The organism is Aquimarina ulvae (genome assembly GCF_053613295.3).
Map to the genome: position 1 here is coordinate 1 of NZ_JBSIBP030000015.1, position 13,613 is coordinate 13,613.

The window sequence follows — 13,613 nt, forward strand, 5'->3', positions numbered from 1 at the left end:
ACTCGATTAGAATCTTATGATTTTGTAGATAAACAAAAACGAGATGTAAGTATAAAATTAAGGGCTTATTGCCGTAAGTATTATAAGAAGGATTATTACTTACTTCGGTCAGTACCTGGAATAGGAGCTATAGTTGCTTGTGGAATTATTTGTGAGTTAGGAGATTTACGAAGGTTTACAAATTTTAAACAGCTAGCCAGCTATGTAGGGTTGATCCCATCGGTACATCAGAGTGGTGATAATTTGACGACTTCTGGATTGACACCCAGAGCGAATCGTATTATGCGTAGTTATATTGTAGAAGCTACCTGGCAGGCTTTACGTTTTGATCCAGTGATGCAAGAGTACTATCGATCTCATCAGGGTAAGGATGTGAAGCGAATATTAGTCAAAGTAGCCAGAAAGTTGTTAAGTCGTATCCATGCTATTATTAGAACAGAAATTCCCTATCAGATCGGAGTAATAAGTTGAAAAAATAAAATTAAATAAGCCTACAAACTCTATAATACTTTTGGCACAAAAGAGGACAACTAAACAACGTAAGTGAAGTTTTAACTATCACATTTCATAGCAAGTTGCCTTGTTTGCCAATCATAATCATAAAGATGCTGGTGGATGGTTTTGTGCCATACCACATATAGGATGCGGAGTAAGAAAGGCTATCATTGAAATATTGACAACGCTTTAATGGCGTTGCCAACAGTTCAATAATATAAAATCATCAATATGAGTTAATTAAAAAAAGAAAATATTGTATTTTTAAGATCTAGGACTTGGGAAAGGGCTTTACATAGGACACGTTGTTGTGGCCAGTTTTATTTATTAGCAATACCTTTTGGAAACAAATTGAACACTAATTCATGATTTAATTTTGAGTTATTATCTTTTAGGTATAATTCATTATTTATAAAGTACGCAAATGTTCTCGTTACTATATTTTTGAGTTCGAAAAACAGATCTGCCATTTCATCGTTTTCCTTAATATTATGTACTTTAGTTCCATGTACTATTTCATTTCTATAACTAAAACTTTTTCTAATAATCTGTCTAAATTTTTTCATTTCTCCAATGCTTGATGAAATTAGCAGAGGATTTACTAAACTTATATAATCATTTGAAATTCCCTTTGAATAAAAGCTTTCTAAGGTGAAAACAAGTTTTATGAAATTTGCAGAAGTTATATAATTTCCTTTGAGAGCGTCTAGAAAAAAATGTATTGATGAAATATATTTACACCAAAACTTTGAAGTGATATCCATATAGTTATTCAACAATTCATACTCCTCTTCCCATAAAATGTAATGAGAAAGTAAATCAGTTTTATTAGTTTCATAATAAACGTGCTCATTTTCACAATAAGCAATAAATCCAATGGGATTAGATTTTTGTTTGAAATTAAAATCATAACCAATTGTAAGGAAATTCATGTGCAAATTGAAGACATAGAATTGAATAAATTCACATATAATATTTTTAATTTTATTTTGCTCTTGCCATATAGCGTGATTATCTCCACCTAGAAATTCAATAGTTTTTTCAACATCTTTTTCTTCTTCATAGCTTAAGTTTTTAATCAAACCATAATTCGACTCATATTCAACCTCGACAATAGCCATCTTTGTAGCCTCAGAGATTCCTGAAGCTAGCAACTTTTCCCTTTCGATTTTGTCTTTTCCAACGAAATGTTCAACAACATTTTCATATGCATGCCAACCTAATGAGGAAGTAGCTCCAATATTAACATGAATATTTACAGATTTAATTTGAGCTAAGTTTTCAGCAGTATATTTTTCAACATATTCATTACGATAACTGTCTTTTTCCCAAATTTTATTTTCATTAAATATTTTTAAATATTTAGTTAAATCAGTTGATTTTTGAGTGAAGCTTTTACCGAATTCTGTTTTTTTTGTGCAGTTGATACTGGTTTCTGTGAACCATAAAATTTTTTTCATTCAGTTCCTCGGTTTAAATTGGCTACAACGTGTTTGTGTATGATTTCGTTGCGTGTTTCAGTAACTAAATTAGCAAATACAAACCAAATAGAAAATCCGCAAAGATTCTCTTAATTAGGCGAGTGCTAGCAATGAATTATACACGGTGTTGGGCATAGTTTTTATTTATAGTTCTTTATTAATTTGTTAGGAACGAAATAAAGATTGTTTCTTGTTCTAGAGCAGGCAACATAAAATTTATTCCGAGTAATATTTGATTTGAAATTTATTAAACCTTCCAATTTAAATTTCCCTAAAAGCTCATCATTTATTATGACGCAAACATTGTCATAACCAAGTCCTTTGCAAGCTCCCCAATTATCAGAACGACATTTGTAATTGTAATGTCTGGTTAGAAATAATTTCACAATACTATCATCGTCGAATATTTTTTTTGCGTTTTCTTTATTTTCTATTAATTCACAATCTGTTATCCGAGTAGAGTTTGATTCTATTTGAATTCCAATTCTACTCTGAATAAAATCGCAAGTGGTTTTGCTACATCGACGACTTTTAATTAGAGTTGAATCATCAAATTTAAAACCTGACGATTTGAATCGTTCTTTGTACTTATCTAAACTACTGTGTAAAGATTGATTTGTTTTTTTATCTCTACTTGTATCAAAGGTATGTTGAAAAAAGTCTCCAACTAGAAGAAAACTCACATTAGATTGTGCTAGTTCTAATAAAAAATTAAAATCATTACCTCCAAAATCTTGTATTTCATCAAACAAAACGTAATCATAATATTTCTCAACTCTGGCTCTGACTTCTTGAATATGGTTTTTGTCTAATAATAATTTTGAAATTCTGTTATGATATAAGTAGTTGTTTTTTGTGAAAAATGAATTGTCGAAATAGCTTTTAGGGTAATTCCAAGTAATCCCTTTAACACTATGCTCGTCGGCAAAGAATGGTTTATAGCAGAACGAATAAAGGAAAGAAAAATAATTTTTAATTTTAATGTTTTTAGGTAGAAAGCCAAATTGATTTATAACTTCATTCTTAATGCTTCTAATTCCACTAATAGTATAAGTGATTAAAAGATATCTTTTTTCTAAATCAAGTTCCTTTACAATGTGATAGGTCTTTCCTGAACCAGCTACTGCTAAAATTAGTCGTTTATCCATTCAAATGCTCTATCAATGTATTCAGGAATTTTCAAATCTTTAGATTTATTCTCTAACAATTGATATGCTACTTCAGCTTTATCTTTAAGCATATATTCTTGAACAGAGAGTTTTCTTCTTTTAGCGGAAAATAATTCTTCACAAATGTCAATGTTATCTTCATAGATACATATTTCAAACGTATGTCTTTTATCCTCTTTATCTGCAAAAACACTTATGTTATCTTTATTGTATTGAATGTATCTGTCGGTAATATTTTGTTTGTAATTATTATCATTGTCTGTTATCACTGCTGTTTTTATATCTAAAAGCTTTGCTATGTCTAAATATCTAGGAAAACTTGTACCACCAACAGAAATAACGTGAATATTGTTTTCAGTTAAACTCTTGCCAGTTTTCTTTTTATAAAGTGCTTCAAGTAAAATAAATTCAGCATCTCCTTCTACTAGAATTACTTTGTCCGATAAGATAAACTCCAAAATATTATTGTCTGGTGCTTTTATAAAAAATTTCGATGTATCCTCGGTTAAATCTTCTAACTTAACTCTATTCTCTGAACTACTATTCAATAATATTGACTTTCTTAAATCAAGTCTAGTACTCACTAAATCACTATGAGTGGCAACAAATATTTGTTTGTCTGTTGATTTTACAACTTCTTGAATGAGTTTTTTCATATTGCTATGACTCAAATGATTTTCTGGTTCCTCTAAAAGAACAGCATCAAAGTCTTCGCCAGACTTACTTAACGCAAGTGAAGTCTTGATAATAGATTGTTTCCCTTTTCCCTTATTATCAATCGAAATATCTCCTTCGTAAATTATTAAGTCACTTTCAACATTTGATTTGGAATTTGATTTTATAGCAAATTTATAATCATTTTCTAGGCGTTCATTTATATCTTTAAAAGCTTTATTTTTAAACTCCTCTTTGTAGTTTCTATATTCGTGTTGGTGTTGAAATTTCTCGGAAGTATTTAATATTTTACTATTATAAATGTCCTTTACATATTCTTTCATAGCATACTCATTACTAGTTAAAGAGTTATCTATAAGTATGTGTTTTAAGTGTTTGTTATAGCCATTATAAGGAATGTCATTGAATGTTGTGAAGGATATTGAATAATATTCGAAAGGGAATAAACACTCTGATTTTTTAAGTACATCTTTTATAGACTCGCTATATTCTTCATTTGGTTTACAGACAAGTCTAATTCCATCACTAGGTTTTTTATCGAGATTGTTTTTACCATTAGTTATTTCGTTGTTTTGTTCGTTCAAATAGAGTTCGATTCTCAATTCAGGCAACTTGTTAAGATTTCTATCTGATTTAAGAAAATCAGCAATAGCTTTAGTATTAAACAAAGAGTCGAGTCCTATGATTTCTACTTTATTTCTGCTTCCTCTCATTACTAAATCTAAAGCCGTTAGAATAGTACTTTTACCTGATTCATTATCTCCAATTAGAAGATTAATTTCATCATCAAAACTGACTTCGAATGTTTCGAATTTCTTGAAGTTTAGAAGTCTTATTTTTTTGACTATTTTCATATGAAGATGTTCAGTTCTAAATTATATATGGTGTTAGGCATAGTTTTTATTCTTCATTATATTTTTCTTCACACTTTTCACAGATTCCTGTCATTTCTTCATCTACAAATTTTTTCCCACAACCCTCACATTCTTTCATTCTAACGTCTACCAACTTTAAATCAAACTCTCCTAAGTTCTCTCGGTCATTTGTAGTGTCCATTTTAAATATCAAACCACAACCTCCTTCGCACTCTATATTTTCATTTGCATAGTTTTCATCCATTAAAGTTATAGCACCGCAATCTGGACATTCTATATGAAGACTATTACACCAATCACAATTTCCACACGAAACTGATGAATATTCACTCTCTGGAATTTTGTCAATGAATTCATTTTCTAAATCCATATCCCTATCAAATCTTACAAAATTTCCCATTCCTTCTTTATTTCCGTCACAGATATGGCAGGTAATAAAATCAGGCTCATCGTCATCATAGAAGTCAATTGTAAAATGAAATGAATCTAATAATTCTGCATTTTCAATCTCAATACTATCATAATTATGAACACCTAATGGATATTCCCAAACTTCAAATTTTACTTCTATTTCATTACCACAATTACATTTAAAATGTTCTTCCGCTTGATATTGATTTTCAGTTCCCATATTTCTTTCAGAACCACCAATACAATCAAAATCTAAATCAAACTCTGATTCATCGTATTTGTGAATCCTACCACAGTTATTACACTTGAATTTTAAATAGTTGCTCTTATTTTTTTTCGTATTGATGAATTGAAAAAAGTTTTGAATTGTTTCATCTTTTATAGTGGACTTAAGATGTTTGTTAGCTTGATATAAGAATTGAGGTAAATTATACATCCAAAAATCTACAGCAGAATTATCCCTTATCTCTTTTATAAGCTCTTCTCGAGGACTATAAATTCTTGGCTCTGTTGCTTTTTTATCAATATATCCCCAATCTTCATCTTTTCTTATATCATTTGTTATGAAAATGATTGGTTTTTTTTCTTCTTTCGAAAATTCTAAAATTTGTTTCCAAATAATTAAATCTGCGAATATTTGAGTTCCTTTTTTCTCACCATTATAGTAATCTCCATATCCAGGTGGAATTTTAAATTCATATCTATGTTTTCCTTCTTTTGTTATTTCAATAATCTCTTCAAAGGTATATTCTCTACCGACTTTAAAATGCTGTTCTAATGATTTTAGTACATCATCGTCATTTTCTACATCAGTAACTTCTTTCTCGACAATACTAATTTCTTTTAGAATACTCTTTTGGAATTCCTCATTTTGCTTTTGAAACTCTTCTGTTTTCTTAACAAAATCATCGACCTTTGATTTAAAATCATTTAGCGTATCCTGTTTGAGATGTGGATGTTTATCTCCATTAATAGTTTCTCTTATAATTTCATCAATTCTTTTAGATATTTCCGATTTACGAGTGGCTGTTAAATTCTGTATTTTTTCCTTTAGTGGGTCATATTTTTCTGTAATGGGCTTCTTAATAATCTTTTCGCGATTCTTTAAATATTCATATTGAACGTGGTTTGGAAGCCAAAGTCTATCTTTTAGTTTTGTGAATATTTCCTTATCAATTTTTATTCTTTCTGATTTAGGTGAAAAATACAAATCTAAGAGCGCGGAAGAATCAAATACTATGATTGCATCTTTCCATAGAATTGCTTCTTTCTCATCTGTCAATCTATAAGGTTTTATAGTATTTCTATCCATTTTCTTAAATTATGCCCAACAATGTTATATGTGTAATATTGCACATATATCACTTATATATTCTAATTGTAACCGTTTACAAACGTATAATAAACGTTTAATGCGACGGCTAATTTTGTTTTCCGTTCCCAAAGTAAATTAAAAATTCCCCAATCACAAAACCTTTTTTTACAACTTCTTCACTGAACTATTGTTATATCCTAAATAGTGAATACCCTAAAGCATATCCAAATCCTACCACAAACTAACCTACCAAAACCTGATAAATGTCATTTTTTAAGAAAATGTTCACACATACTTTTGGGGCATAATTAAAGTATATATGGGTGTTATTTATGTTTTGCTAACCATCAGTATTGTTGTAGCCATCTTGTTCTTTGTAGCTTTTGTTTTTTCTGTAAAACACGGGCAGTACGATGATACCTATACACCATCAGTCAGAATGCTTTTTGACGATGAGCTGGTCAAAGAACCTAAAGAAAAATCTTCCATACCCACTCATAATAATCAATCATAACTATGAACATAGAACAATTCTATTACGATAACACAATCGTAAAAAAATTCTTATACGCCACGATGATATGGGGTATTGTAGGAATGTCTGTTGGATTACTACTGGCATTTATGTTTTTATTTCCTAACCTTACGGATGGTGTCCCGTGGCTGAGTTTTGGACGATTACGTCCTCTACATACGAATGCAGTTATTTTTGCCTTTGTGGGTAATGCCATCTTCGCCGGAGTGTATTATTCTACCCAGCGATTGCTAAAAACCAGAATGTTCAATGACACACTAAGTAACATCAATTTCTGGTGTTGGCAGGTAATCATTGTTGGTGCAGCGATTACCTTGCCTTTAGGATATACAAGTTCTAAAGAATATGCAGAGCTAGAGTGGCCTTTTGATATTGCAATTGCAGTGATCTGGGTAGTTTTTGGTTGGAACCTGATCGGTACGATTCTTAAACGTCGACAACGTCATCTTTATGTAGCCATCTGGTTTTATCTGGCAACAGTAGTAACAGTGGCTGTCTTACATATTTTTAATAGTTTGGCGTTACCGGTAAGCGCTTTAAAAAGTTATTCGGTCTATGCAGGTGTGCAAGACGCGTTGGTACAATGGTGGTATGGTCATAATGCGGTAGCATTTTTTCTGACTACGCCATTCTTAGGATTGATGTATTATTTTGTTCCTAAAGCAGCAAACCGGCCTGTGTATTCCTATCGATTATCAATAGTACACTTTTGGTCTCTAATATTCATTTATATCTGGGCGGGACCGCACCATTTATTATACTCTTCATTACCAGATTGGGCACAGAACTTAGGAGTGGCATTTTCTATTATGCTAATAGCACCATCTTGGGGAGGTATGATCAATGGATTACTAACCTTGCGTGGTGCCTGGGATAAAGTTCGTACAGATCCTACATTAAAATTTATGGTGGTTGCCATTACTGGATATGGGATGGCCACGTTTGAAGGCCCTATGTTATCTCTAAAAAATGTAAATGCGATAGCACATTTTAGCGATTGGGTAATTGCACACGTACACGTGGGAGCATTAGCCTGGAACGGTTTCTTCACCTTTGGGATGGCGTATTGGTTGATTCCGAAGTTATTTAAAACCAAATTATGGTCTACAGGATTAGCAAATGCACATTTCTGGATCGGTACATTAGGTATCATTATGTATGCACTACCGATGTATGTAGCAGGATTTGTGCAGGCTTCTATGTGGAAACAATTTAATCCAGATGGAAGTTTAGTGTACGGTAACTTCTTAGAAACCGTAAACGAAATAATCCCAATGTATTGGATGCGAGCTATCGGTGGTAGTATGTTCATCTTCGGGATGTTTATTATGCTGTATAATGTAATTAAAACCATCAGATCCGGAGCAACAGTAACTGATGAGTTAGCTGAAGCTGCTCCGTTAACCAAGGTAACTAGACACAGAACTACAAAAGAAGGATACCATACCTGGCTAGAGAGAAGACCGGTGAAACTGACAATTTTTGCAACGATAGCCATTCTTATTGGAGGTACAGTACAAATTATACCAACATTGATGGTAGATTCTAATATTCCTACGATCACCAGCGTAAAACCGTATACACCTTTAGAGTTAGAAGGTAGAGATCTTTATATCAGAGAAAGCTGTGTATCATGTCATTCGCAGATGATTAGGCCTTTCCGCAGTGAGGTAGAACGATATGGAGAATATTCTAAAGCCGGTGAATATGTATACGATCATCCTTTTCTTTGGGGAAGTAAGCGAACGGGGCCTGACCTGATGCGAATAGGAGGTAAGTACTCTGATAATTGGCACCTAAATCATTTCTATGATCCGCAAAGTACCTCTTCTGGTTCCATTATGCCGAGTTATAAATGGTTGCTTAAAAATGAACACGATCGATCCGATACAGAAGCAAAAATGGAGGCAATGGTTACGCTTGGAGTACCTTATACTCCAGAAGAAATTGCCAAAGCACAACAATGGATGGACAAACAAGCAACACAAATAGAGAAAAATCTATATAGTGATCCGGATTTTGCCACGACCTATGAAGCAGATAAAGAATATGCCAAGGAAAATGGATTGGATTTTATTGAAATGAGAGACAGAGAAGTTATCGCCTTGATCGCTTACATACAAAGATTAGGAACCGATATCAAAGTTAAAAACGAAACTGTAAGCTCAGAGTAATGACTATAATCCAGTTTCTGTTTACTTGAGTAGAATCTAGAATAGGTTACCTAGATAAGGCTCAAGTTCACAGAGAAACAGGTATATAGCGTTGTGTAGTCGATAAGAAAGAAGTTATCTAATTAAAAACAAGAGTGAACCATGTTTAAATTTATAAAAGGACATATGGAAAGTATTGAAGGTGTAGAGATATATCCTATCATATCCCTACTTATATTTTTCATCTTTTTTACCGCCTTATTCTGGTGGGTAATTTCAGCAAAAAAAGAACATATTAAAGAAGTAAGTGAGATTCCACTGGATTCAGAAAACGCAAAAGAACTAATACTATGAGAAGTAAAGTATCCTATATAAGAGTCATTATCTTTCTATTAGTAACCTATTTTTTAATAGAATGGGCAGTGGAGTCTGGAGACGAATCAGCATTTGTTACAGAGCCCCTTACTTGGGTAGTTTTAGGAATAGTTTTATTGTTTGCAATAGCTATTGAGATTTGTGTCGAAGCATTGAGAAGTGTGTTGTTCAAATCGTTACAGCCTGAAGCCCAGCAGCGTTATACATCAGCTCGCAATACCAAAAAAGAAAAGCAATTCCGATGGTTGAAAGAGGCTTATCTTAAATTATTGGATAGCAAACCAGTAGAAGAGGAAGAAGAGATTATTCTGGATCATAATTATGATGGTATTAAAGAATTGGATAACAATCTTCCACCTTGGTGGGTCTATGGTTTTTATGCGACTATTTTATTCGGAGTTGTTTATCTAGCACGTTTTCACGTGTTCAATGATTACACACAGGCAGAAGAATTTCAGGAAGAGATGCAAGAGGCCCGTATTGCAATTGCAAAATATAAAGAAACTGCAAAAGATCTCATAGATGTATCAACCGTAGAATTACTCACAGAAGGCTCCGATTTAAAAGCTGGTCAGACAATTTTTAAAGCTAATTGTGTTGCGTGCCACAAAGTGGATGGCGGCGGTGGGATAGGCCCCAATTTAACAGACGACTATTGGATCCTTGGCGGTGGTATCAAAAATATTTTTAATACAATTTCTGAAGGAGGTCGCGACGGAAAAGGTATGGTTTCCTGGAAAACCAATTTAAAACCAAGTGAAATGGCGCAAGTGGCTAGTTATATTATGAGTTTGCACGGAACAACCCCGGCAGACCCCAAAGCTCCCGAAGGAGAAATATGGGTAGATGAAAACGCTCCGGTTGATGAGGTAAAAGTGGAAAAAGTGGATTCGGCTAAAATCAAAGTGTTGATTAAGGATAAGCCTGTTGATCTGGATTTTACTTCTACAGAGTGATCCCAACAAAACACATCCACTTAGAACATTAGAATTTCAGTCTAAGAACGTAGAGAAAATTTTTATAAAAAACAGATATCTTGGAAGCACCAAAAAATGAAACATTTAGAGATTCTATCGGTACGATCAACGAAGAAGGAAAACGTGCCTGGGTGTATCCTAAAAAGCCTGATGGTAAGTTTTACGAATATCGTACATGGGTAAGTTATGGGTTATTGATCTTTTTATTTTCTGCACCGTTTCTTAAAATAGATGGAAACCAGTTTTTGTTGTTCAATGTTTTAGAACGTCGTTTTAATATTTTTGGAGCACCTTTTTGGCCACAGGATTTCCATCTGTTTGTGATTTCTATGATTATAGGAGTCGTTTTCATAACCCTATTTACAGTGGCTTTTGGTAGATTGTTTTGCGGTTGGGTATGTCCGCAGACGATCTTTATGGAGATGGTTTTCCGCAGAATCGAATATTGGATCGAAGGGGATAGAGGAAAACAAATACGTCTTGATAAGCAATCGTGGAATGCTGATAAAATTAAAAAACGATCACTTAAGTGGTTTATTTTTTTCATTATTTCGTTCTTAATAGCTAACGTATTTTTAGCCTATCTGATCGGTAGTGATATCTTAATTCAATACATATTTATAGACGGACCTTTTGAACATATAAGTACATTAATCTCCTTACTCATATTTACCGCGGTTTTTTATTTTGTATTTGCTTGGTTTAGAGAACAGGTTTGCATCATTGCCTGTCCATACGGTCGATTACAAGGGGTATTATTGGATGCTAAATCTATTGTGGTAGCTTACGATTATAAACGAGGAGAAAAAGAAGCTGGTCGGGCTAAATTTAAGAAAAATGAGGACAGGCCTGCTACAGGCAAAGGTGATTGTATCGACTGTTTTCAATGTGTACATGTGTGTCCCACAGGAATAGATATTCGTAATGGTACACAACTAGAATGTGTTAATTGTACTGCCTGCATCGATGCTTGTGATCATATGATGGAACGTGTAAACCTTCCAAAAGGATTAATTCGATATGCGAGTGAAGATAATATAACGAAAAAATCCAAATTTACGTTTACAGCACGCTTAAAAGGATATACAGCAGTACTAATCATACTTATCGGTGTTTTTCTGGGGATGTCCTTTTTGAGGAATGATATAGAGGCCAATATTTTAAGATTACCAGGCCAACTCTATGAACGAAAAGATAATAATATTATTAGCAATGTATACACATATAAATTGGTCAATAAAACCGTTGATGCTATTGAAAATGTTCATTTCGAGTTATTATCACATAAAGGAACCATTGAACTAGTTACGCACGAAAATTTTACAGTGCCTAAACAAGGCCTGGCAGAAGGAACATTATTTATAGAAATCAACGCATCTTCCTTAAGTGGAGATAAGGATAAGGTAAGAATAGGAGTGTATGCTAATGATAAATTAGTAGAAACAACAACAACGGCTTTTTTGGGACCTAGAAGCTATAGGTAATGAAAGTGAGTCTATGAGAAGTGAGTGCAGGAGAAAAGAAAATTATTGAAAATGTATAGTGGATTCAAGCCTACGCTGGATTGACAACAAAATAACTAAAAAGTAAAAAAATGAAAATAAACTGGGGTACGGCTATTGTGCTGGTATTTATAGGATTTATAGGTTTTATACTGTTTTTTGTCGTAAGAATGAATACCGACAAAAAGTTTGAACACGATTTAGTAACAGAAGATTACTACAAGCAGGAACTAGCTTTTCAACAAGAAATCAATGCAGAAAAAAACGGGAATTCTTTAAAGAATAATGTTGAAATTAAAAAAATAGGAGAAGGGTTGTTAGTCGTATTTCCAAGGGATCAAAATTACACAAAACTATCGGGTACTATTTCTTTGTATCGCCCCTCTAATAAAAAATTGGATTTCGAAATTCCGATAATGCTTCAGAGTTCTAAAATAATAGTTCCAAAAGATCAATTGATAGCTGGACGATGGAATATAACGGTGAACTGGGAGTATGAAAACATTTCCTATTTATTTAAAGAATCATTAACGTATTAGTGTGTGTTTTTGATTAAGAAGTTCTTATTTATCAGGTAGTTTATCGTTCCAAAGCAACGTTTTGAAAAAGTACTTCTTCTTTGGGCAAGCAAAGAAAATGAAGAGGTGGTTAAATCGAAGAAATTGTCATCAACCATAGTAGGCTTTATATACTTGTAAATCATTTTATTACAAATAAAAAAGAAAGGGGTGATCATTATGAAATTGTATCGAAAAATAATAAAAACATGTTAGTTTCTGCATTCATATTAGGATTTTTAGGAAGTTTGCACTGTATCGGTATGTGTGGTCCTATTGCGTTTATGTTACCACTGGATCATAAAAATCATCTCAAGAAATTTTTTCAGATCTCTTTATATCACCTAGGCCGGTTGCTGGCATATAGTAGTATTGGACTATTCTTTGGACTGATAGGAAAAAGCCTTCATATTTTTGGAATGCAGCAGGGACTATCGATTGGTATCGGAGTTACAATGATTGTATTGGTTTTGATTCCTTCATCTATATTGATGAACTATAATTTTTATAAACCTGTATATACAATAATTTCTAAAGTAAAGAATGCGTTAGGCGCAGCACTTAAAAAAAGAACTCCAGATACATTTTTGACAATCGGTTTTTTAAATGGATTTCTTCCTTGTGGATTGGTATATATGGCAGTTTTTGGAGCTATCGCTTTAGGAAGTATTATAGAAAGTAGTCTGTATGTAATTCTTTTTGGAATAGGAACAATTCCTTTGATGACAGCAGTTATTTACACTAGGAATCTATTTCAAGGAAAGTGGATACGTAAACATACACAAAAAGCAATTCCGGTTTTTTTGGTAGTGATTGGATTGTTATTTGTTTTGAGAGGAATGGGATTAGGGATCCCATATGTTTCACCAAAAAAATCTACAGAGGTTGTATCTGCCAATTTTGAATGTCATTGATAAAATAATCTTCGTAAGTTGCTTTACCTGTCAATTCGAGTGGAGTCGAGAAATGATGATTTCAATAAGGTCTTTGTTTTCTTCTTTCGTTTTACATCTGTATAGGTATTCATTACGATACTCAATTCCATACATGTCCATGACCTCTTCTTCTTTTATAGGAGAATAACCCATAATTT

At 32.9% G+C, this 13,613-nt stretch carries 13 protein-coding genes; 8 read left to right on the forward strand and 5 right to left on the reverse strand.

Annotation, left to right across the window (positions count from 1 at the left end; all coding sequences use genetic code 11):
• On the forward strand, positions 1–471 hold a 471-nt coding region (locus tag ACWGOQ_RS21590; protein WP_458202868.1), incomplete at its 5' end, for a transposase.
• A 344-nt stretch (positions 472–815) separates the two neighbouring features.
• Here the strand turns inward: ACWGOQ_RS21590 and ACWGOQ_RS21595 are convergent.
• The 4 genes from ACWGOQ_RS21595 to ACWGOQ_RS21610 all read right to left on the reverse strand — a co-directional run bounded on the left by ACWGOQ_RS21595 (position 816) and on the right by ACWGOQ_RS21610 (position 6,418).
• Positions 816–1,955, reverse strand: a complete 1,140-nt coding sequence (locus ACWGOQ_RS21595; protein WP_452059910.1) for a hypothetical protein — start codon at positions 1,953–1,955, stop codon at positions 816–818.
• Between the two features lie 161 nt (positions 1,956–2,116).
• A complete protein-coding gene (locus ACWGOQ_RS21600; protein WP_452059909.1) occupies positions 2,117–3,124 on the reverse strand; it encodes a DEAD/DEAH box helicase in 1,008 nt (335 codons plus the stop codon).
• Positions 3,109–4,674 (reverse strand): ATP-dependent nuclease, encoded by a 1,566-nt coding sequence (locus tag ACWGOQ_RS21605; protein WP_452059908.1) that lies wholly within the window; start codon positions 4,672–4,674, stop codon positions 3,109–3,111. The genes ACWGOQ_RS21600 and ACWGOQ_RS21605 overlap by 16 nt, the downstream gene beginning before the upstream one ends.
• A 46-nt stretch (positions 4,675–4,720) precedes the next feature.
• A complete protein-coding gene (locus ACWGOQ_RS21610) occupies positions 4,721–6,418 on the reverse strand; it encodes a PIN-like domain-containing protein (protein WP_452059907.1) in 1,698 nt (565 codons plus the stop codon).
• Between the two features lie 322 nt (positions 6,419–6,740).
• Between ACWGOQ_RS21610 and ccoS the strand changes: the two genes are divergently transcribed.
• From ccoS to ACWGOQ_RS21645, 7 genes are all read left to right on the forward strand, one after another.
• On the forward strand, positions 6,741–6,935 hold the full coding sequence (gene ccoS, locus ACWGOQ_RS21615) for a cbb3-type cytochrome oxidase assembly protein CcoS (protein WP_452059906.1): 195 nt from the start codon (positions 6,741–6,743) through the stop codon (positions 6,933–6,935).
• Between the two features lie 2 nt (positions 6,936–6,937).
• Positions 6,938–9,130: a cytochrome-c oxidase, cbb3-type subunit I gene (gene ccoN / locus ACWGOQ_RS21620; RefSeq protein WP_452059905.1), complete on the forward strand. Its 2,193-nt coding sequence runs from the start codon at positions 6,938–6,940 to the stop codon at positions 9,128–9,130.
• 141 nt (positions 9,131–9,271) lie between these two features.
• On the forward strand, positions 9,272–9,463 hold the full coding sequence (locus ACWGOQ_RS21625; protein WP_452059904.1) for a CcoQ/FixQ family Cbb3-type cytochrome c oxidase assembly chaperone: 192 nt from the start codon (positions 9,272–9,274) through the stop codon (positions 9,461–9,463).
• A complete protein-coding gene (locus ACWGOQ_RS21630; RefSeq protein ID WP_452059903.1) occupies positions 9,460–10,440 on the forward strand; it encodes a cbb3-type cytochrome c oxidase N-terminal domain-containing protein in 981 nt (326 codons plus the stop codon). Before ACWGOQ_RS21625 ends, ACWGOQ_RS21630 begins: the two co-directional genes overlap by 4 nt.
• Before the next feature lie 80 nt (positions 10,441–10,520).
• Positions 10,521–11,945, forward strand: coding sequence for a cytochrome c oxidase accessory protein CcoG (gene ccoG / locus ACWGOQ_RS21635; RefSeq protein WP_452059902.1), 1,425 nt, complete (start codon positions 10,521–10,523; stop codon positions 11,943–11,945).
• Positions 11,946–12,055: 110 nt separating this feature from the next.
• Positions 12,056–12,502 carry a FixH family protein gene (locus ACWGOQ_RS21640; protein ID WP_452059901.1) on the forward strand — a complete coding sequence of 149 codons (447 nt, stop codon included), beginning with the start codon at positions 12,056–12,058 and terminating at the stop codon, positions 12,500–12,502.
• A gap of 227 nt (positions 12,503–12,729) precedes the next feature.
• Positions 12,730–13,434, forward strand: coding sequence for a sulfite exporter TauE/SafE family protein (locus ACWGOQ_RS21645; protein ID WP_452059900.1), 705 nt, complete (start codon positions 12,730–12,732; stop codon positions 13,432–13,434).
• A gap of 30 nt (positions 13,435–13,464) precedes the next feature.
• Here ACWGOQ_RS21645 and ACWGOQ_RS21650 read toward each other — a convergent pair whose 3' ends face one another.
• Positions 13,465–13,608 carry a hypothetical protein gene (locus ACWGOQ_RS21650; RefSeq protein WP_452059899.1) on the reverse strand — a complete coding sequence of 48 codons (144 nt, stop codon included), beginning with the start codon at positions 13,606–13,608 and terminating at the stop codon, positions 13,465–13,467.
• Positions 13,609–13,613: the final 5 nt, after the last annotated feature.

Excerpts from the sequence above, each read along its gene's own strand:
- ACWGOQ_RS21595 (WP_452059910.1), bottom strand. The coding sequence starts at position 1,955 with ATGAAAAAAATTTTATGGTTCACAGAAACCAGTATCAACTGCACAAAA.
- ACWGOQ_RS21600 (WP_452059909.1), bottom strand. The coding sequence starts at position 3,124 with ATGGATAAACGACTAATTTTAGCAGTAGCTGGTTCAGGAAAGACCTAT.
- ACWGOQ_RS21605 (WP_452059908.1), bottom strand. The coding sequence starts at position 4,674 with ATGAAAATAGTCAAAAAAATAAGACTTCTAAACTTCAAGAAATTCGAA.
- ACWGOQ_RS21610 (WP_452059907.1), bottom strand. The coding sequence starts at position 6,418 with ATGGATAGAAATACTATAAAACCTTATAGATTGACAGATGAGAAAGAA.
- ccoS (WP_452059906.1), top strand. The coding sequence starts at position 6,741 with ATGGGTGTTATTTATGTTTTGCTAACCATCAGTATTGTTGTAGCCATC.
- ccoN (WP_452059905.1), top strand. The coding sequence starts at position 6,938 with ATGAACATAGAACAATTCTATTACGATAACACAATCGTAAAAAAATTC.
- ACWGOQ_RS21625 (WP_452059904.1), top strand. The coding sequence starts at position 9,272 with ATGTTTAAATTTATAAAAGGACATATGGAAAGTATTGAAGGTGTAGAG.
- ACWGOQ_RS21630 (WP_452059903.1), top strand. The coding sequence starts at position 9,460 with ATGAGAAGTAAAGTATCCTATATAAGAGTCATTATCTTTCTATTAGTA.
- ACWGOQ_RS21640 (WP_452059901.1), top strand. The coding sequence starts at position 12,056 with ATGAAAATAAACTGGGGTACGGCTATTGTGCTGGTATTTATAGGATTT.
- ACWGOQ_RS21645 (WP_452059900.1), top strand. The coding sequence starts at position 12,730 with ATGTTAGTTTCTGCATTCATATTAGGATTTTTAGGAAGTTTGCACTGT.
- ACWGOQ_RS21650 (WP_452059899.1), bottom strand. The coding sequence starts at position 13,608 with ATGGGTTATTCTCCTATAAAAGAAGAAGAGGTCATGGACATGTATGGA.